The sequence below is a fragment of the Pseudomonas sp. MDV22-iso1 genome (assembly GCF_058145095.1).
The window spans coordinates 54,931-75,543 of the sequence record NZ_JBYVMF010000012.1 but is presented as its reverse complement, the minus strand read 5'-3'; the positions used below and the strand labels follow the sequence as shown (position 1 = coordinate 75,543).

Sequence of the window (20,613 nt, the reverse complement as noted above, 5' to 3'; positions counted from 1 at the left end):
TCGGCAGCTGCTACAGGACGTGTTCGCAGGTTTGGCGGTTGTTTCAAGCTCAAGGAGACACACAACCATGATCACCCGGCGACTCGTACTCTACTTGGTGACGCTGAGTCTTGCGCTCGGGCTCGGCGGCTGTGCGTCATGGTTCGGCGATGATGAGCCCGAGCCCCAGTTGCATCTGGTCAAAGTTGAAGTCATCCGGGCCAAGCTGCTGGAGCAAAAATTCCTGCTGCACTTTCGCGTTGATAACCCCAACGACAGTGACCTGACGGTCCGAAGCCTTGAGTACCGCATTCATTTGGGCGACATGTTGCTGACTGAAGGCGAGAACGAGCACTGGTTTACGGTCGGTCCAAAACGAAGCGCTTACTTCAAGGTGCCGATCCGCACCAATCTTTGGCCGAAGATCCGCGATGTGGTGAAAATGCTGGAAAAACCCGACCACCCTATCCCCTATCGTCTGGAAGGAGAGCTGGAAACCGGTTTATTCATCGCGCACTACGTGCACGTTGCGCGCAATGGCGTGATAATCCCCGCCGATTTAATTCCGGAGTAAACCCGATGACCCAGCAACCCCACGTTCATGGCCCAGACTGCAACCACGATCACGATCATGCCCATCACGACCACCATGATCACGACCATGGCCATGTACACGGCCCGAACTGCGGCCACGCTCAACAGGAGCCTGTGCGCAACGCCCTGAAAGACGTGGGCCGCAACGATCCTTGCCCATGCGGCAATGGCAAGAAATTCAAGAAGTGCCACGGCGCTTGATGTGAAGTTCCGGGCGATATTCCCTATCGCCTGTTGAACCGCCTTCGCCAGCAGGCTCGCGCCCACATTGGATCTATGCCCTTGTAGGAGCAAAGCTTGCTCGCGATGGAAGAGATCCGGTCTATCTGATTGATCGCGGTGCGGCTATCGCGAGCAAGCTTTGCTCCCACAGAGGTTCAAGGCTCAGGTGTTCATCAGGATTTGCCCGGTGCTCACCACCGTCGCATATTCCCCATGCAGATTCCCCAGCGACATCGCGTGCACTTCTTCGGCGGAATGCGCCTTGCCAAAATAATCAGCCTTGTCGAATGTGAAGCACGCATCCTCCGCCACCCATGCGTCAAACCCCAGGTTACCGGCCGTACGCGCCGTAGACTCCACCGAGTTATTCGTCGCCACGCCCACAATCACCAACTGTTCGATCCCCTCCTGGCGCAAACTCGCTTCCAGCCCCGTCGCGCAAAACGCGTCCGGCACCTGCTTTTGAATCAGCCGTTCGCCGGCTGCAGGTTCGAACCGTGCCTGAATCTCCACGCCCGATTGCTGCGGCCAGAAAACCGAATCCGGCGAGCGCGACAGATGTTGCACGTGAACGACCGGGCGACCCGTGCGACGCCAATGGCCCAACAACGCAAGCATCCGCTCCTCGGCGTGAGGGTTGTTGCGAGGACCGAGTCGGGGCTCCAGGATGCCTTTTTGCTGATCGATGATGATGAGTGCTGCGTTCGTCTTAAGCTCCATGCCGACTTTTCTCACACTGGGTCATTGAATTTCACGCACTTGAGCATCACTTCCTCTTACAGGCAAGCCATCGAACGCAGACAGGACGACCTAATGCCAGCGGTTGCCGTTCGCCCCTAACGACGTCCCTTGATTTGGAGTACTCCATGATCGACCTGTATTACTGGACCACACCCAACGGCCACAAGATTTCGATTTTCCTGGAAGAAGCCGGCCTGCCGTACGACGTGTACCCGATCAACATCAGCCAGAACGATCAATTCAAACCCGAATTCCTGAAAATCGCCCCAAACAACAAGATCCCCGCGATCGTCGATCATGAGCCGACCGATGGCGGTGAGCCGTTGGCGCTGTTCGAGTCCGGTGCAATCCTGCTGTACCTGGCAGAGAAAACCGGCAAGTTCCTGCCCAAAGACTTGCGCGGCCGCCAGCAAGCGTTGCAATGGTTGTTCTGGCAGATGGGCGGTCTGGGACCGATGGCGGGGCAAAACCATCACTTCAGCCAGTTCGCCCCGGAAAAAATCCCCTACGCGATCAAGCGCTATATCGACGAAACCGCGCGGTTGTATGGCGTACTCGACAAGCAGTTGGCCAACAACGCCTTTGTCGCCGGCGAGGAGTACAGCATTGCCGACATGGCGATCTATCCGTGGATCGTGTCCCACAAATGGCAGAGCCAGAACCTGGAGGACTTCCCGAACGTACTGCGCTGGTTCAACCACATTCAGGGGCGGCCAGCGACGGTGAAAGCCTATGCGTTGGTGGCCAAGGTCAATCCACCAAAATCCTGATGTAGACACATCAAGATCAAAAGATCGCAGCCTGCGGCAGCTCCTACAGTATCTCGATGGACATCTGTAGAAGTTGCCGCAAGCTGCGATCATTCACGTTTAGCGGACAAATCCTGAAATAACCTTTCACCCCGCTTGCGCGCCCACCTCCTGCTCACTAACGTAGCGACTTTATTGCGTTACCACCCCGCAGGAGCTTTGCCATGGCCTCGCCAGCCCTTACTCATTTTCTTCCCCGGTTCGGCGTTGCCGCAGCAGTGGCCGGTGTTCTGAGCCTGACCGGTTGTCAGACCTTCAACACGCAGGACACCCTCCCGCCCACCACTGGCGTGCAGCCGCTCAAGGGCCTGGCGCAAAACGTGTCGGTACGCCGCAATGCCATGGGCATGCCGTTGATCGAAAGCAACAGCTTCCACGACGCACTGTTCGCCCTCGGTTATGTGCATGCCAGCGACCGCATCACGCAAATGGTCACTCTGAGGCTGCTGGCGCAGGGCCGTATGGCGGAAATGTCCGGTGCGGACTTGCTGGACGCCGACCGCTACATGCGTGCCGTCAACCTGAAGAAAAGCGCGGGCGAGTTGTACAAAGCGTCTTCACCGCGCCTCAAGCGCTTCTTTGAAGTCTACGCCCGGGGCGTCAACGCCTACCTGTTCCGCTACCGCGACAAGCTGCCGGCGGACCTCGCCGCCACGGGCTACAAGCCTGAGTACTGGCAACCGGAAGATTCCGCGCTGATTTTCTGCCTGCTGAACTTCAGCCAATCGGCCAACCTGCCGGAGGAGATTTCCTCGCTGATGCTGGCCCAGACCGTCACCACCGACAAGCTGGCATGGCTGACGCCGTCTGCGCCCGACGAAAAGCTGCCGGTCGCCGAAGCCGAAAAGCTCCAGGGCATCAAGCTCGACGGGCAAATTCCGGGACTCGCCGACATCAGCAAAGCCACGGCGCAACTCTCGGACCTGAATTTGCTCGGTGCCACCTCATCGAACAACTGGGCAATCGCCCCGCAACGTAGCCGCAGCGGCAAGAGCCTTTTGGCGAGCGATAGCCATGGACCACTGGGTGTGCCGTCGTTGTTCAGTTACGTGCAGATTCGCGCCCCGAAATACCAGGCCTCTGGCGTGACCATCGCCGGGTTGCCGATGGTGCTTGGCGGTTTCAACGGCAAAGTGGCGTGGAGCATGACCACGGTCATGGGCGACAACCAGGACCTGTTCCTGGAAAAAATCAAACGCCAGGGCAACGGTCTCACCTACGAGGCTGGCGGCAAATGGCAGCCCGTGATCGTTCGCAACGAAACCTACTTCGTCAAAGGCCAGCGGCCTGTTCGCGAAGCGGTGTACGAAACCCGTCACGGCCCGCTGCTCAACAGTGCCCGAGGCACCACACTGGCCAACGGTTTCGGCCTGGCGTTGCAGACGCCGAACTTCACCGACGATAAGAGCCTGGACGCGTTTTTCGACTTGTCCCGGGCGCAGAATGTCGAGAAAGCCTCGGACGCCAGTCGTGAAATCCGCGCCATTGCCCTGAACCTGGTCTTCGCCGACGCCAGTAACATCGGTTGGCAAGTCACCGGCCGTTATCCAAACCGCCGCGAAGGCGAAGGCCTGCTGCCATCGCCAGGCTGGGAAGGTCGTTACGATTGGGACGGTTATGCCGACCCGATGCTCCACCCCTACGATCAGGATCCGGCCCAGGGTTGGCTCGGTACTGCAAACCAGCGCGTCATTCCCCATGGCTACGGGATGCAGTTGTCCAACTCCTGGTCGGCCCCTGAACGTGGCGAACGCATGGCTGAATTGGCCAACGCAGGCAAACACGACACGCGTAGCCTGATCGCCATGCAATACGACCAGACCACCACCTTCGCCGCCAAACTGAAGAAAATGTTTGCCGCGCCAGGCATGTCCCAGCCGCTCAAGCAGGCCATCGAAGCGTTGCCCGCAGCAGACAAAGATAAAGCCCGCGAGGCCTATACCCGCCTGATGGCATTTGACGGCAAGCTCAGCCCGACGTCCGCCGACGCGGCGATTTACGAGTTGTTCCTGCAGGAAAGCACGAAGCAGATTTTCCTCGACGAATTGGGCCCGGAAAGCAGCCCGGCATGGAAGGCGTTTATCGCCAACGGCAAGCTGTCCTACGCGGCGCAGGCCGATCATCTGTTGGGACGCGAGGACAGTCCGTTCTGGGATGACGCCCGGACACCGCAGAAGGAAGACAAACCAGCAATCCTCGCCCGCAGCCTCGCCGCGGCCATCACGGCTGGCGACAGTCTGCTGGGCGCTGATCACAAGGCCTGGCAATGGGGCAAGTTGCACGGTTATGAATGGAAAAACGCCAGCGGCCAGACTGTCCGCGGTCCACTCGCCGCCGGCGGTGATCACACCACGCTGAACACCTCGGCGTTTGCGTGGGGCCAGGATTTCAACACCACGCTGGCACCGTCCATGCGCTTCATCGTCGATTTCGGCCAGGCTGAACCGCTGATGGGCCAGAACGGCACCGGGCAGTCCGGCAATCCGGCGAGCCCGAACTACCTCAACAGCATTGATCCGTGGCTCAAGGGGCAATACATGAGTTTGCCCCTGCAACCGCAGAACTTTGACAAGGTGTACGGGAAGACGCGGTTGACGCTGACGCCCGGGAAATAACGCAACCCCTGTAGGAGCGAGCCTGCTCTCGATAGCGGTCTATCAGCCACCGAATGAATGGCTGATGTACCGCTATCGCGAGCAGGCTCACGCCTACACAGGATTATTTTTGGCTAATAGCATTTTGATAGAACTTCCAGCCCCGCCCCATCCTCATAGCTAACAAGTCCCTCCATTTTGGTCACAGACATGGACCTTGTTATCGCCCGCCCCGAAGGCCTGTACTGCCCCGCCGGGGATTTCTACATTGACCCCTGGCGCCCCGTAGAACGATCAGTCATCACCCATGCCCACGGTGATCACGCCCGCACCGGCAATGAACATTACCTGGCCGCTGCACCTGGCGAAGGGATTTTGCGAGCGCGCCTGGGACAAGACATCAGTTTACAAACCCTGGCGTATGGCGAGCGCCTGTTGCACCACGGCGTCACCCTGAGTTTTCACCCCGCAGGCCATGTACTCGGCTCGGCCCAGGTGCGTCTCGAGTACGGCGGCGAGGTGTGGGTCGCGTCGGGGGACTACAAAATCGAGCCCGATGGCACCTGTGCGCCTTTCGAACCGGTGCGCTGCCACACCTTCATCACCGAATCCACCTTCGGCCTGCCCATCTATCGCTGGCAACCTCAGGCTCAGGTGTTTGCCGAGATCAATCAGTGGTGGCAAGCCAATGCCGCCGAGAACAAGGCCAGCGTGCTGTTCTGCTACTCGTTCGGCAAGGCGCAACGGATTCTCCATGGCATCGACGCCAGCCTGGGTCCGATTCTGACCCATGGTGCGGTGGAACCCCTGAACCGCGTGTACCGCGAAAGTGGCGTGTACATTCCGCCGACCCTTTATGCCGGGGACATCAAGAAAAGTGACCCGATCATGCGCAAGGCGCTGGTCATCGCGCCGCCGTCGGCCGGGGGCAGTACGTGGATGCGCCGCTTCGGTGACTACAGTGACGGCTTCGCCAGTGGCTGGATGCGCTTGCGCGGAACCCGACGGCGGCGCGGAGTTGATCGTGGTTTTGTGCTTTCCGATCACGCGGACTGGCCGGGGCTGCTGTGGGCCATCGAACAGACTGGCGCGCAACGGGTCATGGTCACCCATGGCTCGGTCGCCGTGCTGGTCCGCCATTTACGCGAACAGGGTCTCGACGCCCAGGGCTTCAGCACGGAATACGGCGACGATGAGGAAGAACTCAACCCCACTGAAACTGAGACCGCAAGTGCCGAGGTGCTGCCATGAAAGCCTTTGCGCAGTTGTATGCCGAACTCGATGCCACGACGTCGAGCAACGCCAAACTGGCCGCGATGCAGCACTACTTTGCCCAGGCTGCACCGGAAGACGCCGCGTGGGCGGTTTACTTCCTGTCCGGTGGGCGACCTCGTCAATTGGTCCCTGTGCGAATCCTGCGCGAGTTGGCGGTCGCTTTCTCCGGGCTGTCGCCCTGGTTGTTCGAAGAGAGTTATCAGGCCGTTGGCGATATGGCGGAAACCATCTCACTGGTCTTGCCCGAAGCCGTTCATAGCTCCGATGACGGACTCGCGGTGTGGATCGAAAAAAAACTCCTGCCATTGCGCGGTGAGTCACCTGAAGTGCTCGCCGAACAACTGCCCACACTGTGGTCGCAGCTGGACCGGTCAAGCCTGATGCTGTGCATCAAACTGATCACGGGCAGTTTTCGTGTCGGCGTGTCCAAGCTGCTGGTCACCCGCGCCCTGGCATCAATGGCGCACTTGGACAGCAAGCGCGTTGCCCAGCGTCTTGTGGGTTACACAGACCTGTCCAACCGCCCCAGCGCGGCCAGCTACTTGAAGTTGATTGCCCCTGAATCAACCGATGAACACGCGCAGCGTGGCGGTCAGCCGTATCCGTTTTTCCTCGCACATGCACTGTCGCAACCGGTCGAGCAATTCGAAGCATTGCTCGGCCCAGCCAGCCAATGGCAAGTGGAATGGAAATGGGATGGCATCCGCGCGCAGGTGGTCAAGCGCGAAGGTCGACTGTGGATCTGGTCTCGCGGTGAAGAATTGGTCACCGAACGCTTTCCCGAACTCGACAGCCTGGTTCACGGCTTGCCCGACGGCACGGTGATCGACGGAGAAATCGTCGCCTGGAAAGCCGCGCCAGTCGACACTGAAGATGCATTTGACCCACAAGCGCCCACCTCCCCGTCGGTGCAACCTTTCGCTTTGTTGCAACAGCGCATCGGTCGTAAAACCCTGGGCAAGAAAATACTCGATGAGGTGCCTGTGGTCGTGCTCGCTTACGACCTGCTGGAATGGGCCGGCGAGGACTGGCGCAACCAACCGCAGGCCGCGCGTCGAGCCCGGTTGGATCAAGTGATTGCCGACTGCGATAGCCCGGTATTGCTCGCCTCGCCGGTACTAACGGGCGACGACTGGTTCGACCTCGCCAGGCAACGGGAAGCTTCGCGCAGCCTGGGCGTCGAAGGCATGATGCTCAAAGCCCGGGATGCCCTGTACGGGGTTGGCCGAACCAAGGACATGGGGGTCTGGTGGAAGTGGAAAGTCGACCCATACAGCGTCGATGCGGTGCTGATTTACGCGCAACGCGGCCATGGCCGCCGGGCCAGTTTGTACAGCGATTACACCTTCGCCGTCTGGGACGGTCCCGCCGATGCGAGCGAGCGCACGCTGGTGCCCTTCGCCAAGGCGTACTCAGGCTTGACCGATGAAGAAATGCGTCAGGTCGACAGCATTGTGCGCAAGACCACGGTGGAGAAGTTCGGTCCGGTGAGCAGCGTAAAACCGAGCCTGGTGTTTGAGCTGGGATTCGAGGGGATTGCCCTGTCGAAGCGGCACAAGAGCGGGATTGCCGTGCGGTTTCCGAGAATGCTGCGCTGGCGCCGGGACAAGTCGGTGGATGAGGCTGACAATCTGGCCACCTTGCAAGATCTCTTGGGCTGAGCGTTAGCTGTTCAGATCAGCGAGCTTAACCTCCCTTCTTACAGATTTTCGTTCGCTGATCTGATTTGGTGCGGGTAATAACTCATGCCCATTTCCGTGCGCAAACGCCCTCCTGGCATCTCACTGAACGCCTTTTAAAACACTTGTTCGGCAGTGTGGTTCAGAAATTGCTACTTTCTTTAGGTCTTACGCTTTGCAGTAACAATTCATTTGCGCCACGAGCGCTCAAATTGGTTTTTAGGGATTGAATAATGAAAAAAGCATTAATGACCCTTTCTGCACTGGCATTGTGCATGGCGGCCGGTTCCGCCATGGCCTAGGAATACAAGGAGCTGCGTTTTGGCGTTGACCCTTCCTACGCACCGTTTGAGTCGAAAGCGGCCGACGGCAACCTGGTGGGCTTTGATATCGATCTGGGGAACGCGATCTGCGCCGAACTGAAGGTCAAGTGCAAATGGGTCGAAAGTGACTTCGACGGCATGATTCCGGGCCTGAAAGCCAACAAATTCGACGGTGTGATTTCTTCGATGACCGTTACCCCGGCTCGCGAAAAGGTCATCGACTTCTCCAGCGAACTGTTCTCCGGTCCGACCGCCTATGTATTCAAAAAGGGTTCTGGCATCACTGCAGACGTCGCTTCGCTGAAGGGGAAAACCGTCGGCTACGAGCAAGGCACTATCCAGGAAGCCTATGCCAAAGCCGTTCTGGACAAGGCTGGCGTGAAAACCCAGGCCTATCAGAATCAGGATCAGGTGTATTCCGATCTGACCTCCGGTCGTCTCGATGCCGGCATTCAGGACATGCTGCAGGCCGAATTGGGCTTCCTGAAGTCGCCTAAGGGCACCGATTACGAAATCAGCAAGCCAGTTGACAGCGAACTGCTGCCAGCCAAAACGGCTATTGGTATCTCGAAAGGTAACAAAGACCTGAAGGCGCTTTTGGATAAAGGTATCAAAGCGTTACACGACGATGGCACCTATGCCACCATTCAGAAGAAACACTTTGGCGATCTGAATCTGTACAGCGGCAAATAATGCCCGGCGCCCATCTCGCGATGGGCGCTTTTTCTACCTGATCAGGTTGCTGATTTATGTTCGAAAACCTCTTACAAAACCTGGGGCTCTCCGCCTTCAGCCTCAAGGGCTTCGGTCCGTTGCTGTTGGAAGGCACCTGGATGACCATCAAATTATCGGTGTTGTCGTTGCTGGTGGCCGTGTTGCTCGGCCTGCTCGGCGCCAGTGCCAAGCTGTCGAAAGTCAAACTGGTGCGCGTCCCGGCCCAGCTCTACACCACGCTGATTCGCGGCGTGCCGGACCTGGTGCTGATGCTGTTGATCTTCTACAGCCTGCAAACCTGGTTGACGTCGTTTACCGATTTCATGGAATGGGAATACATCGAGATCAACCCGTTCAGTGCCGGGGTCATTACCCTGGGCTTCATTTATGGCGCGTACTTCACCGAAACCTTCCGAGGTGCGATTCTCGCGGTCCCGCGGGGCCAGATCGAAGCGGCGACTGCCTATGGCCTCAAGCGTGGCCAGCGTTTCTGGATCGTGGTGTTTCCGCAAATGATGCGTTTTGCGTTGCCGGGCATCGGCAACAACTGGATGGTGATGCTCAAGGCCACCGCGCTGGTGTCGATCATTGGTCTGGCTGATCTGGTCAAGGCTGCCCAGGACGCCGGTAAAAGCACCTACCAACTGTTTTACTTCCTGGTGCTCGCCGCGGTGATCTACCTGCTGATCACCAGTGCTTCCAACATCGTCCTTCGCTGGCTTGAACGTCGCTACGCCGCCGGTTCCCGGGAGGCCGTACGATGATCGAGCTCCTGCAGGAATACTGGAGACCGTTCCTTTACAGTGACGGCTACCACATCACTGGCCTGGCCATGACCCTGTGGCTGCTCAGCGCATCGATCTTCATCGGCTTTCTGGTATCGATTCCGCTGTCCATCGCCAGGGTCTCGCCCAACGCTTTCGTGCGCTGGCCGGTGCAGTTCTATACCTACCTGTTCCGCGGTACACCGCTCTATATCCAGCTGCTGATCTGCTACACCGGCATTTACAGCCTCGCCGCGATCCGCGCTCAACCGGTACTGGATGCGTTCTTTCGCGATGCGATGAACTGCACGATCCTGGCCTTCGCCTTGAATACCTGCGCGTACACCACGGAGATTTTTGCCGGGGCGATTCGCAGCATGAACCACGGTGAAGTCGAAGCGGCCAAAGCCTACGGCCTGACCGGCTGGAAGCTGTATGCCTACGTGATCATGCCTTCGGCCCTGCGCCGTTCGTTGCCTTATTACAGCAACGAAGTGATCCTGATGCTGCACTCGACAACGGTGGCCTTCACCGCAACCATTCCGGATGTACTGAAAGTGGCTCGGGACGCCAACTCGGCGACCTTCCTGACCTTCCAGTCGTTTGGCATCGCTGCGCTGATCTACCTGACCGTAACCTTTGCGCTGGTCGGCCTGTTCCGTCTCGCTGAACGCCGCTGGCTGGCCTTCCTCGGGCCGACCCACTAGCTCGCCTGTTTCAGGACATAAAAGCAAATGCGCCACCAGATACATGACTTGCTGGCCCCACTGCCCGGGACCGCGCGACAGATTCACAGCTTCCATTTCGGTCCTTCATCGGCCAACGGCAAGGTCTACATCCAGTCCTCCCTGCATGCGGACGAAATGCCCGGCATGCTGGTGGCCTGGCATCTCAAGCAGCGACTGGCGGAGCTGGAAGCCGCTGGCCGCCTGCGCAGTGAGATCGTATTGGTGCCCGTCGCCAATCCGGTGGGCCTCGAGCAGGTGCTGATGGACGTGCCGCTGGGTCGCTACGAGCTGGAGAGCGGTCAGAACTTCAACCGCTGGTTCGTCGATTTAAGCGAAGAAGTCGGCAATGAAATCGAAGGCCTGCTCGGCGATGATCCGCAGCACAACCTGAAAGTTATTCGCCGCAGCCTGCGCCAAGCGCTGGCGCGACAAAGTGCCGGCACTCAACTGCAATCCCAGCGACTGACCCTGCAACGGCTGGCCTGCGATGCCGACATGGTGCTGGACCTGCATTGCGATTTCGAAGCGGTCGCGCACCTTTACACCACGCCGGAAGCCTGGCCTCAGGTCGAGCCACTGGCTCGATACATTGGCGCTGAAGCCAGCCTGTTGGCCACTGATTCAGGAGGCCAGTCGTTTGATGAGTGCTTCACCCTGCTCTGGTGGCAACTGAAGGAGCGGTTCGGGGAGCAGTTCGACATCCCCTTGGGCAGTTTCTCGGTCACTGTCGAGTTGCGCGGCCAGGGCGACGTCAATCACCCGCTGGCCAGCCTCGATTGTCAGGCAGTGCTTGATTACCTGATCCATTTCGGTGCCATCGCCGGTGAACCGGCACCACTGCCCGAATTGCCCTACCCCGCCACGCCACTGGCGGGCGTCGAACCGGTGGCCACTCCTGTGGGCGGGTTGCTGGTGTTCACCGCGCTGCCAGGGGAATACCTGGAAGCCGGGCAACTGATTGCCGAAATCATTGACCCGATCCTGGATCGCGTCACCCCCGTCCATTGCGCGACCGCCGGGTTGATGTACGCCCGTTCGCTGCGTCGCATGGCCACTGCGGGCATGGTGATCGCCCATGTCGCGGGCACTGAAGCCTATCGCAGCGGCTATCTACTTTCGCCTTGAGGATGCATGCCCCATGTACAAACTGACCATTGAAGGCCTGCATAAAAGCTATGGCGATCATGAAGTGCTCAAAGGTGTTTCGCTCAAGGCCAACACTGGCGACGTCATCAGCCTGATCGGCGCCAGCGGTTCGGGCAAAAGTACCTTCCTGCGTTGCATCAATTTTCTCGAACAACCCAACGACGGCGCCATGACCCTGGACGGCCAGGCCATCCGCATGATCAAGGATCGCCACGGCATGCACGTCGCCGATGCCGATGAACTGCAGAAAATCCGCACCCGCCTCGCCATGGTGTTCCAGCATTTCAACCTGTGGAGCCACATGACGGTGCTTGAGAACATCAGCATGGCCCCGCGCCGTGTGCTGGGTTGCGACAAGAAGGAAGCGGAAGACCGTGCCCGACGTTACCTCGACAAGGTGGGCCTGGCGGCACGGGTGGCGGATCAATACCCGGCGTTCCTGTCCGGCGGGCAGCAACAACGGGTGGCCATTGCCCGTGCGCTGGCGATGGAACCGGAAGTCATGCTGTTTGACGAACCGACGTCGGCACTGGACCCTGAACTGGTAGGGGAAGTGCTGAAAGTGATCCAGGGCCTGGCAGAAGAAGGCCGGACCATGATCATGGTGACCCACGAAATGAGTTTTGCCCGCAAGGTCTCGAGCCAGGTGCTGTTTCTGCATCAAGGGCTGGTGGAAGAGGAAGGTGCGCCGGACGAAGTGCTCGGCAATCCGAAAAGCGAACGGCTGAAGCAATTTCTCAGCGGCAACCTCAAGTAGTTCGCGATCCCATCGTAGGAGCTGCCGCAGGCTCGGGCCGCGTTCGGACGATCTTTTGCTCTGTGTTTTTTGACAACGCAGAACATCAAGATCAAAAGATCGCAGCCTGCGGCAGCTCCTACAGTTCGTGCCATGTGATTAAACCTTTCTGGCGTTGCCGCGGTCACTGAAAGAAGACTTTCAGAGCGCACGCCGTCGGCATGGGAACCTCTACCAACTTCGCGAAACAATGGTTCACCGCGCGCGGCTGGACGCCATTCGCCTTTCAGAAACAGGTGTGGAAAGCCGTAAAAGAGGGCCATTGCGGTTTGCTGCACGCCAGTACCGGTGCCGGGAAAACCTATGCACTCTGGTTTGCGGCGCTTAACCGCTACGCCACTACTGCCCCTTCCGTTGTCACCCCTCGCAAACGAAAGCCGATTGCCGAACCCCTCACGGTGCTGTGGATAACGCCTATGCGCGCATTGGCGGCCGATACCGCGCGCGCGCTGGAAGCACCGCTGCAGGACTTGCAGATCCCATGGAGCGTGGGCCTGCGCACCGGCGACACCAGCAGCAGTGAGCGCGCGCGCCAGAGCCGGCGTCTGCCCACTACGTTGATTACCACTCCGGAAAGTTTGACGCTGATGCTTGCCCGCGCCGATTCACACACTGCGTTATCGACGTTGCGCATGGTAGTGGTGGATGAGTGGCATGAACTGCTGGGCAACAAGCGCGGCGTGCAACTGCAACTGGCCCTCGCTCGATTGCGCCGCTGGAACCCGCAGTTAATCGTGTGGGGCGTTTCAGCAACGCTGGGTAATCAATCCCACGCCGAGCAGGTCCTGATCCCACAGGGGGGCGGCATCAGTGTTCAAGGTCAGAACGGCAAGGAACTGCGGATCGACACACTGTTACCGCCTGCCATCGAACGCTTTCCATGGGCCGGGCACATCGGTTTGAAGATGTTGCCCCAGGTGGTCGAGGAACTTGAATCGAGCCCCAGCACCCTGGTGTTCACCAACACCCGCGCTCAATCAGAGATCTGGTATCAGGCGTTGCTGGAAGCTCGACCGGATTGGGCAGGACTGATCGCGCTGCACCACAGCTCGCTCTCTCGAGACACCCGTGACTGGGTCGAGCGTGCGCTCAAGGACGGTCAGCTCAAAGCGGTGGTCTGCACGTCCAGCCTGGATTTGGGGGTGGACTTCCTGCCGGTGGAACGGGTGCTGCAAATCGGCTCGGCCAAAGGCGTAGCGCGGCTGATGCAGCGGGCGGGGCGCTCCGGTCATGCGCCGGGGCGAGTGTCCCGCGTAACGCTGGTGCCGACCCACAGCCTTGAATTGATTGAGGCTGCCGCCGCCCAGGACGCGGTGGCACAACGTCGGATCGAGCCGCGTCGATCTCCGCAAAAATCTCTGGACGTGCTGGTGCAGCACTTGGTCAGCATGGCGCTGGGCGGCGGTTTTTTGCCTGACGAGTTGTACGAAGAAGTACGCGGTGCCTGGGCCTATCGCGACCTAAGCCCGGCCGACTGGGTGTGGGCGCTGGCTTTCGTACGCCATGGCGGGCTTTCTCTGACGGCCTACCCGGATTATCGCCGGGCCGAACCTGATGAACATGGGGTGTGGCGTGTCCCCGATGCACGATTGGCGCGCCGGCACCGCATGAGCATCGGCACGATCGTCAGCGATGCGAGCATCCAGTTGAAATTCTGGAGCAAGGGTGGCGGTGGCAAGCAGTTGGGCAGTGTTGAAGAAGGGTTCATCGCACGACTCAAACCTGGCGACGGATTTCTGTTTGCTGGTCGGTTGCTGGAATTGGTGCGGGTTGAAAACATGACCGCCTACGTCAAGCGCAGCACGGTTAAAAAAGCCGCGGTGCCCCGCTGGAATGGTGGACGGATGCCACTGTCCAGCGAGTTGGCCAATGCCGTGGTCATGCGCTTCAGTCAGGCGGCACAAGGTGAGTTTGCCGGCCCGGAAATGAAGGCATTGCGCCCCTTACTGGACGTGCAGCAACGCTGGTCTGCGTTGCCGACCGAGACCAGCCTGCTGGCAGAAGCGTTGAAATCCCGCGAAGGCTGGCACCTTTTCCTCTACCCCTTCGCGGGGCGTCAGGTTCACTTGGGGCTGGCGAGTTTGCTGGCGTGGCGGGTCAGTCAACGATTGCCGGTGACATTTTCAATAGCGGTCAATGATTACGGACTGGAACTGCTCAGCGCCACTTATGTGGATTGGTCTGAACACCTGAATCGCGATCTGTTGACGCCTGAGCGTTTGCTGGCTGATGTACTCGCCAGCCTGAATGCCGGCGAATTGGCCTTGCGCCGTTTCCGTGAAATCGCGCGCATTGCCGGGCTGGTGTTCGCAGGTTATCCGGGCGCCCCCAAAAGCACTCGCCAGGTCCAGGCGTCGAGCGGGCTGTTTTTCGAGGTGTTTAAACAGTACGACGCCGACAATCTCCTGCTGGCCCAGGCCGGGGAAGAGGTACTAAGGGAGGAGTTGGATGTTGATCGCCTGGAGCAAACCCTGGAACGAATCAGTGCGCTGAGGCTCGATCTGCACCACATCAAGCGTCCCACGCCACTCGGATTTCCATTGTTGGTTGAGCGCATGCGCGAAAGCATGAGTTCGGAAAAGCTCTCAGACCGTATCCGGCGCATGGTCGGCGATCTGGAGAAAGTCGCGCAAACAGGGAAAGCCTGATGAGCACGCCTTATCCCGTTCGACTCGCTGGTGAAGACCTTTGGCTGCTGCCGGAAAAGGCGATTTACTGGCCCGCGCAACAAGCGCTGTTGATTGCAGATGTGCATTTCGGCAAGGCCGCGGCTTATCGGAGCCTTGGGCAACCCGTCCCTCAAGGCACCACGTCGCAGAACATTGCTGTGCTGGACCAATTGCTGGCCGCCCTGCCCTGTCGTCAGCTGATCTTTCTTGGGGACTTTCTCCATGGACCCGGCTCACATGCCAGCGCCACGCTAGAGGCCCTGGCGCAATGGCGCAGGCGGCACATCGACCTGCCCATGACGCTGATCCGGGGCAATCACGACAAGCGTGCCGGCGATCCTCCGGAGTCGTTGAACATCAGGGTGGTGCCAGAACCACTGTTGCTGGGGCCGTTTGCACTACAACATGAGCCGACGCCGCATCCAGACAGACACGTGTTGGCGGGCCACGTACATCCCGTCTATCGGCTGAACGGTCGAGGTCGGCAGCGTTTACGGTTGGCGTGTTTCAGGCTCGGCGAAGCCATCAGCTTGCTGCCGGCGTTTGGCGCGTTTACAGGGGGCTATCAGGTCGAGCGAGATGACAGTTGCAGAATATTCGTCATTGGCGATAACGACATATGGCCGGTGAACCCGAACCTGTAGGAGCAATACTTGCTCTCGATAGCGTTTCCCCAGTCAACATCTTCGTCGATTGAAAAACCGCCATCGCGAGCAAGCTTTGCTCCTACACACCCTTTTTTTGCGCGTGTCATCAAGCGACAGGCGCGGGTGGCGGCTCATCCGGCAAGGTAGGCTCGCCAGGTTCGGTGGGTTGTTCATTCGGGGTATCAGGATCAGGCTGACCGGGGATGCCCCCTGCCATGCTGATTGGCGGGTGTGCCAACAAGGACCAGGCCAACACGCCAACCTGATTGGGCTCAAGCCTTGCCAGTTCGGCACTTATTCGCGGATCGATCTTCATTAGAGCACTCCTGAGCAATGGCCCGGTCCGCTGTGCGCGAACCGGGCAGTACACCCAATAGAGTGTCTACCCGCTCAAGAATTCCCACTGCCCGTCAGATCAATGACTCAAGTGCGAGGCAAGGTGACGCCGAGTTGGCCCTGGTACTTGCCGCCACGGTCCTTGTAGGACACTTCGCACTCTTCGTCGGATTCGAAGAACAGCATCTGTGCGACACCTTCGTTGGCGTAGATTTTCGCCGGCAACGTGGTGGTGTTGGAGAACTCCAGGGTCACGTGACCTTCCCACTCAGGCTCGAGCGGCGTTACGTTGACGATAATGCCGCAACGGGCATAGGTGCTTTTACCCAGGCAGATGGTCAGCACATTGCGCGGAATGCGAAAGAACTCCACGGTGCGAGCCAGGGCGAACGAGTTCGGCGGAATGATGCAGACATCGCTCTTGACGTCGACAAAGCTCTTCTCATCGAAGTTTTTCGGATCGACGGTTGCCGAATTGATGTTGGTGAACACTTTGAATTCATCGGCACAACGGACGTCGTAGCCGTAGCTCGACACACCATAGGAGATCACTCGGTCGGCGCCCTCTCCGCGCACCTGGCGCTCGACGAAAGGATCGATCATGCCGTGCTCTTGCGCCATGCGGCGAATCCACTTGTCCGATTTGATGCTCATGGCGGTTGTCCTGAATAGCGAGGTGGAAAAAATCTGTCCGGCATCTTACCGGGCGCGCGCCGCCTGTTCAAAGTTCGCTGTACAATTCTCGGCCTTCCCCCCGTTTTCCGGGACCTTGACGATAATTCGCTGCACCGTCAGTCACGAAAACAGAGAAACCTTCGCAAGAAGCATTGGCACGTTCCGGAAAAAGGGTTAAGGTGGCGCCACTGTGCTGCTTGTGTCACTGAGAATCTCTACACGATATGTTGAATTTCGATCCAACCATCTACAAGAATTTTTCCTGCTCTTTGCACTCAGTCTCGGCCAGGGTTCTTCCTGCGTCGCAGTTATCTTTGTTCAAGGAGTTACACCATGTCTAATCGCCAAACCGGTACCGTTAAGTGGTTCAACGATGAAAAAGGCTTCGGCTTCATCACTCCACAATCCGGTGACGACCTGTTCGTTCACTTCAAAGCTATCCAATCCGACGGCTTCAAAAGCCTGAAAGAAGGCCAACAGGTTTCTTTCATCGCTACCCGCGGTCAGAAAGGCATGCAAGCTGAAGAAGTTCAAGTTATCTAACTTGTACTTGCTTTAGTAAAAGGCCCCGCCCTCAAAAGCGGGGCTTTTTTGTGCCTGTGTGTTTTTGCCGGGTACAAAAAGATCGCAGCCTGCTACAGCCCCAACAAATGGAATTCGATTCCCTGTGGGAGCTGCCCCAGACTGCGATCTTTTGACCTTTTAGCGATTTACCAGGCGACGCCAAACCCTGCGGTGTAACGGGTCTTGCTCAGGTCAGCCTCATCGCTACCGGAAATAATGTCTCGCTCAGCCTTCAGGTTAAGCGATGCCCAGTCGGTCACTTTGTAGCGCAACCCGACTTCGGCATCCAGCGCGTAATCCGCTACGCCGCTCAGCGGCTTGCCCACCTCGCCGTTTGTGAAGAACTCCACTTTCTTGCCGATCAGGTAGCGGTTGTAGTCCCACTTCATCGCCAGGGAGTAGAAGTTCTCTTTGCCACCGTCGGAGTATTCATAATCCGTGCGGTTGACCAGCGACCCCAGAGAGAATGCGCCCAACTCATCATCCCAGAACTGGTAACCAGGGCCTGTACCGACTGTACGCTGGCGGGCAAGGTCTTCAACCTTGTCACGCTTGTAGACCAGGCGACCCTGCCAGAACCATTTTTCGGTCAGGAAGCGGTCGAGGGAGTACTCACCACGCCAGTTGTCAGTCGTGACGACATCATCCTGAAATTCCCGGTTGTACTCGCCTTCTGCCGTGTGACGCCACCGGCCATGGCGAGCAGTGGTCTTGAAGTCTACGTCGTAGTCATCGGTGTCTTTCTCTGCTCGCTGATAGTCCAGCGCCAAGTCGACATTCCCCTTCCACACCAGGTCTTCGACCACCGGTTTGGGCTTGAGGATCTGCTGGATGCTGGCCAGCTCGACGGTTTTTGGAGCCTCGCCATTGGCCAGTATCACCTTGCCTTCGTCCGCCGCGTGCAGGGACTTGGCCCTTTCGCCGGTGTAAGCGTCCTGTTTGACCAGCAACTCCTGGTCGCTTTCCAACGTTTTGACCTGTTTCCAGTCAATCGGAATAGCACCAGCGTACTCCGTCTGAATCAATAGCTTGCCGCCATCGAACAGGGTGATTTTGCCGCTCAGCTTGTCACCGTTCTTTAACCATACGGTGTCGGCGAGCAAGGGTGTGGATGCACTGAAGACAGCGAGGCACAGCAGGGTTCTGGACACCATAAGCAAATACAGGCTCAAGTTTGCGAAAAAAAGTCGGCATTATCCTTACGAATAAGACCCTAGCAAGGACTGACCCGACTATTTCTATTGAGTTCATTTCTCAACTGGCAATTCAGGACTTACTCTAAAGGCAGGAATGCGACCCTTCTTCAGGAACTGCGCACGTGACAGACCCGACCACTGAAATTGAAAGCGCCGCACAAATCAGACGTACGGCCCTCTACCTGACGTTGGCTCAAGTGCCCGAAGGCAAAGTCGTCAGCTATGGTCAACTGGCGGAACTGGCTGGACTCGGTCGTGCTGCCCGCTATGTCGGACGCACACTGAGCCAACTGCCCGGTGACACCAAACTGCCATGGCACCGGGTCCTCGGTTCTGGTGGGCGGATCAGCCTGCCTGTGGGCAGCGCTTCCGGGGATGAACAGCGTGCTCGATTGCGCGAGGAAGGCATCAGTATCCTGAATAATCGTGTTGATATTCAGCGCCATGGCTGGCGTCCGGTAGAGCACAGCGGTTAGAGTGCGCGCTTTGTTTCCGTAATCTTGAGGCAGACTCCAGCCCATGCCCCGTAAAACCTGGCGCGCCGCGCTCGCCGCCTATGCCAGCCCTTCAACACTCGTGCTGTTGCTGCTGGGTTTCGCCGCCGGCCTGCCGTACATGCTGGTGTTTTCAACACTTTCCGTCTGGTTGCGTGAAGCCGGTGTGGCTCGCGAAACCATCGGCTATGCAAGCCTGATCGGTCTGGCCTACGCCTTTAAATGGGTCTGGTCACCGTTGCTGGATCAATGGCGCCTGCCATTTCTCGGCAAACTCGGTCGTCGACGCTCCTGGCTGGTGCTTTCACAAGCCCTGGTGATCCTCGGTTTGGTCGGGATGGGTTTCTGCGACCCGCAAAAACACTTGTCCTGGTTGATCGCAATCGCGGTCATCGTAGCCTTCGCCTCGGCCACGCAAGACATCGCGGTCGATGCCTATCGGCTGGAAATCGCCGAAGACAGTCGCCAGGCAGCACTGGCCGCTGCCTACATGTCCGGCTATCGAATCGCCGCACTGCTGGCCACCGCTGGCGCGCTGTTCTTTGCAGAAGGCTTCGGCTCCACCGGCTTCAATTATCAACATTCGGCCTGGGCCGGCACGTATGTGTTGTTCGGCGCCCTGATGATTCCAGCGCTGTTGACCACCCTGTTCATGCGCGAGCCTCCGGTGCCCCTGCGCACTCAACTTCAAGCCGGGCGTTACAGCTTTGCGCATCAATTGATGTCCGTGTTTGTGCTGATCGTGCTGCTGGTCTCCGTACCGGCCATGTTCACGCAGCTCTATAACACCGACTTCGCCAGCGTACTGTTCGAGGGCGTGAGCCTGCTGGACCTGCTGCTACAGGACCGCGCCTTCTTGCGTGCGATCCTTTACACCACGCTTACCTTGATGTGCTTGTCCGCCGTAGGCCGTCGCGGCCTCGCGCCGGTACTCACGCCGGTGAACGACTTCATTCTGCGTTACCGCTGGCAGGCGTTCCTGCTGCTTGGTCTGATCGCCACCTATCGAATGTCCGATACGGTAATGGGCGTCATGGCCAACGTGTTCTACATCGACCAGGGCTTCACCAAGGATCAGATCGCCAGCGTCAGCAAGATTTTCGGCCTGATCATGACGCTCGTCGGCGCCGGCATGGGTGGCCTGCTGATCGTTCGTTTCGGTATTTTGCCGATACTGCTCATCGGCGGCATTGCGTCGGCCGGCACGAACTTGTTGTTCCTGATGCTCGCCGACATGGGCGCCAACCTGAACATGCTGATCGCCACCATCTCCCTGGACAACTTCAGCTCGGGGCTGGCGACTTCAGCGTTTGTCGCCTACCTGTCGAGCCTCACCAACCTCAAGTTCTCGGCCACCCAGTACGCCTTGCTGAGCTCGATCATGCTGTTGTTACCGCGCCTGATTGGTGGCTACTCAGGGGTCATGGTGGAAAAGTTCGGTTATCACAATTTCTTCCTGATCACCGCCCTGCTAGGCGTTCCCACGCTTCTGCTGATCATCTTGCACTGGTACCAGGAAAGCCGTCGTGCGGGTCCGACGCCGACGCCGGATCCGATTCCTACGCAGGTAGCGGAAGAGTCCTAGGACGCTACCCGCAAAGTCTCGCAGGGGCGCAGTGATTCGCTCGCCCCTGCGACACCACCGACCGCACGCCTGTACGCCAGCGG

The 20,613-nt window shown here is 58.6% G+C and carries 20 protein-coding genes; 16 read left to right on the top strand and 4 right to left on the bottom strand.

What is annotated here, in order from left to right; all coding sequences use genetic code 11:
* The first annotated feature begins 67 nt into the window (after positions 1–67).
* Complete coding sequence (locus AC3ZVB_RS15370) at positions 68–553, top strand: LEA/WHy family protein (RefSeq protein ID WP_490147067.1); 486 nt, start codon at positions 68–70, stop codon at positions 551–553.
* A gap of 5 nt (positions 554–558) precedes the next feature.
* The gene (locus tag AC3ZVB_RS15365; protein ID WP_490147011.1) at positions 559–774 is read left to right on the top strand and encodes an SEC-C metal-binding domain-containing protein; all 216 of its coding nucleotides are present in this window, start codon (positions 559–561) and stop codon (positions 772–774) included.
* Positions 775–957: 183 nt separating this feature from the next.
* On the opposite strand, the gene AC3ZVB_RS15360 is transcribed toward AC3ZVB_RS15365, so the two are convergent.
* Complete coding sequence (locus AC3ZVB_RS15360) at positions 958–1,515, bottom strand: cysteine hydrolase family protein (RefSeq protein ID WP_490147066.1); 558 nt, start codon at positions 1,513–1,515, stop codon at positions 958–960.
* Positions 1,516–1,661: 146 nt separating this feature from the next.
* On the opposite strand from AC3ZVB_RS15360, the gene AC3ZVB_RS15355 reads away from it, so the two are divergent.
* The 11 genes from AC3ZVB_RS15355 to pdeM all read left to right on the top strand — a co-directional run bounded on the left by AC3ZVB_RS15355 (position 1,662) and on the right by pdeM (position 15,677).
* Positions 1,662–2,306 (top strand): glutathione binding-like protein, encoded by a 645-nt coding sequence (locus AC3ZVB_RS15355; RefSeq protein ID WP_490147010.1) that lies wholly within the window; start codon positions 1,662–1,664, stop codon positions 2,304–2,306.
* Positions 2,307–2,509: 203 nt separating this feature from the next.
* The gene (locus tag AC3ZVB_RS15350) at positions 2,510–4,960 is read left to right on the top strand and encodes a penicillin acylase family protein (RefSeq protein WP_490147009.1); all 2,451 of its coding nucleotides are present in this window, start codon (positions 2,510–2,512) and stop codon (positions 4,958–4,960) included.
* Between the two features lie 189 nt (positions 4,961–5,149).
* Positions 5,150–6,190 carry a ligase-associated DNA damage response exonuclease gene (locus AC3ZVB_RS15345; RefSeq protein WP_490147008.1) on the top strand — a complete coding sequence of 347 codons (1,041 nt, stop codon included), beginning with the start codon at positions 5,150–5,152 and terminating at the stop codon, positions 6,188–6,190.
* Positions 6,187–7,875 (top strand): ATP-dependent DNA ligase, encoded by a 1,689-nt coding sequence (locus AC3ZVB_RS15340; RefSeq protein WP_162439071.1) that lies wholly within the window; start codon positions 6,187–6,189, stop codon positions 7,873–7,875. The genes AC3ZVB_RS15345 and AC3ZVB_RS15340 overlap by 4 nt, the downstream gene beginning before the upstream one ends.
* 332 nt (positions 7,876–8,207) lie before the next feature.
* Positions 8,208–8,909 (top strand): transporter substrate-binding domain-containing protein, encoded by a 702-nt coding sequence (locus tag AC3ZVB_RS15335; protein ID WP_490147065.1) that lies wholly within the window; start codon positions 8,208–8,210, stop codon positions 8,907–8,909.
* Between the two features lie 56 nt (positions 8,910–8,965).
* Positions 8,966–9,694 carry an ABC transporter permease gene (locus tag AC3ZVB_RS15330; RefSeq protein ID WP_162439073.1) on the top strand — a complete coding sequence of 243 codons (729 nt, stop codon included), beginning with the start codon at positions 8,966–8,968 and terminating at the stop codon, positions 9,692–9,694.
* On the top strand, positions 9,691–10,401 hold the full coding sequence (locus tag AC3ZVB_RS15325) for an ABC transporter permease (protein ID WP_162439074.1): 711 nt from the start codon (positions 9,691–9,693) through the stop codon (positions 10,399–10,401). The genes AC3ZVB_RS15330 and AC3ZVB_RS15325 overlap by 4 nt, the downstream gene beginning before the upstream one ends.
* A gap of 27 nt (positions 10,402–10,428) precedes the next feature.
* Positions 10,429–11,547: a succinylglutamate desuccinylase/aspartoacylase family protein gene (locus tag AC3ZVB_RS15320; RefSeq protein WP_490147007.1), complete on the top strand. Its 1,119-nt coding sequence runs from the start codon at positions 10,429–10,431 to the stop codon at positions 11,545–11,547.
* A gap of 13 nt (positions 11,548–11,560) precedes the next feature.
* Positions 11,561–12,325 (top strand): ABC transporter ATP-binding protein, encoded by a 765-nt coding sequence (locus AC3ZVB_RS15315; protein WP_162439076.1) that lies wholly within the window; start codon positions 11,561–11,563, stop codon positions 12,323–12,325.
* A gap of 200 nt (positions 12,326–12,525) precedes the next feature.
* Positions 12,526–15,012: a ligase-associated DNA damage response DEXH box helicase gene (locus tag AC3ZVB_RS15310; RefSeq protein ID WP_490147006.1), complete on the top strand. Its 2,487-nt coding sequence runs from the start codon at positions 12,526–12,528 to the stop codon at positions 15,010–15,012.
* On the top strand, positions 15,012–15,677 hold the full coding sequence (pdeM, locus tag AC3ZVB_RS15305) for a ligase-associated DNA damage response endonuclease PdeM (protein ID WP_490147005.1): 666 nt from the start codon (positions 15,012–15,014) through the stop codon (positions 15,675–15,677). Before AC3ZVB_RS15310 ends, pdeM begins: the two co-directional genes overlap by 1 nt.
* Positions 15,678–15,786: 109 nt before the next feature.
* Here the strand turns inward: pdeM and AC3ZVB_RS15300 are convergent, their stop codons facing one another.
* Entirely contained in the window at positions 15,787–15,996 is a 210-nt protein-coding gene (locus AC3ZVB_RS15300; protein WP_017336784.1) for a hypothetical protein, read from the bottom strand.
* Positions 15,997–16,103: 107 nt separating this feature from the next.
* Positions 16,104–16,670: a dCTP deaminase gene (dcd, locus tag AC3ZVB_RS15295; protein WP_162439079.1), complete on the bottom strand. Its 567-nt coding sequence runs from the start codon at positions 16,668–16,670 to the stop codon at positions 16,104–16,106.
* Between the two features lie 354 nt (positions 16,671–17,024).
* Here dcd and AC3ZVB_RS15290 point away from each other — a divergent pair, with 354 nt between their 5' ends.
* Complete coding sequence (locus AC3ZVB_RS15290) at positions 17,025–17,234, top strand: cold-shock protein (protein WP_002554837.1); 210 nt, start codon at positions 17,025–17,027, stop codon at positions 17,232–17,234.
* Positions 17,235–17,401: 167 nt separating this feature from the next.
* On the opposite strand, the gene AC3ZVB_RS15285 is transcribed toward AC3ZVB_RS15290, so the two are convergent.
* A complete protein-coding gene (locus AC3ZVB_RS15285) occupies positions 17,402–18,409 on the bottom strand; it encodes a DUF481 domain-containing protein (protein WP_162439080.1) in 1,008 nt (335 codons plus the stop codon).
* Positions 18,410–18,573: 164 nt separating this feature from the next.
* Between AC3ZVB_RS15285 and AC3ZVB_RS15280 the strand changes: the two genes are divergently transcribed.
* Positions 18,574–18,927 carry an MGMT family protein gene (locus tag AC3ZVB_RS15280; protein ID WP_162439081.1) on the top strand — a complete coding sequence of 118 codons (354 nt, stop codon included), beginning with the start codon at positions 18,574–18,576 and terminating at the stop codon, positions 18,925–18,927.
* A 43-nt stretch (positions 18,928–18,970) separates the two neighbouring features.
* Positions 18,971–20,530 (top strand): AmpG family muropeptide MFS transporter, encoded by a 1,560-nt coding sequence (locus tag AC3ZVB_RS15275; protein ID WP_162439082.1) that lies wholly within the window; start codon positions 18,971–18,973, stop codon positions 20,528–20,530.
* Positions 20,531–20,613: the final 83 nt, after the last annotated feature.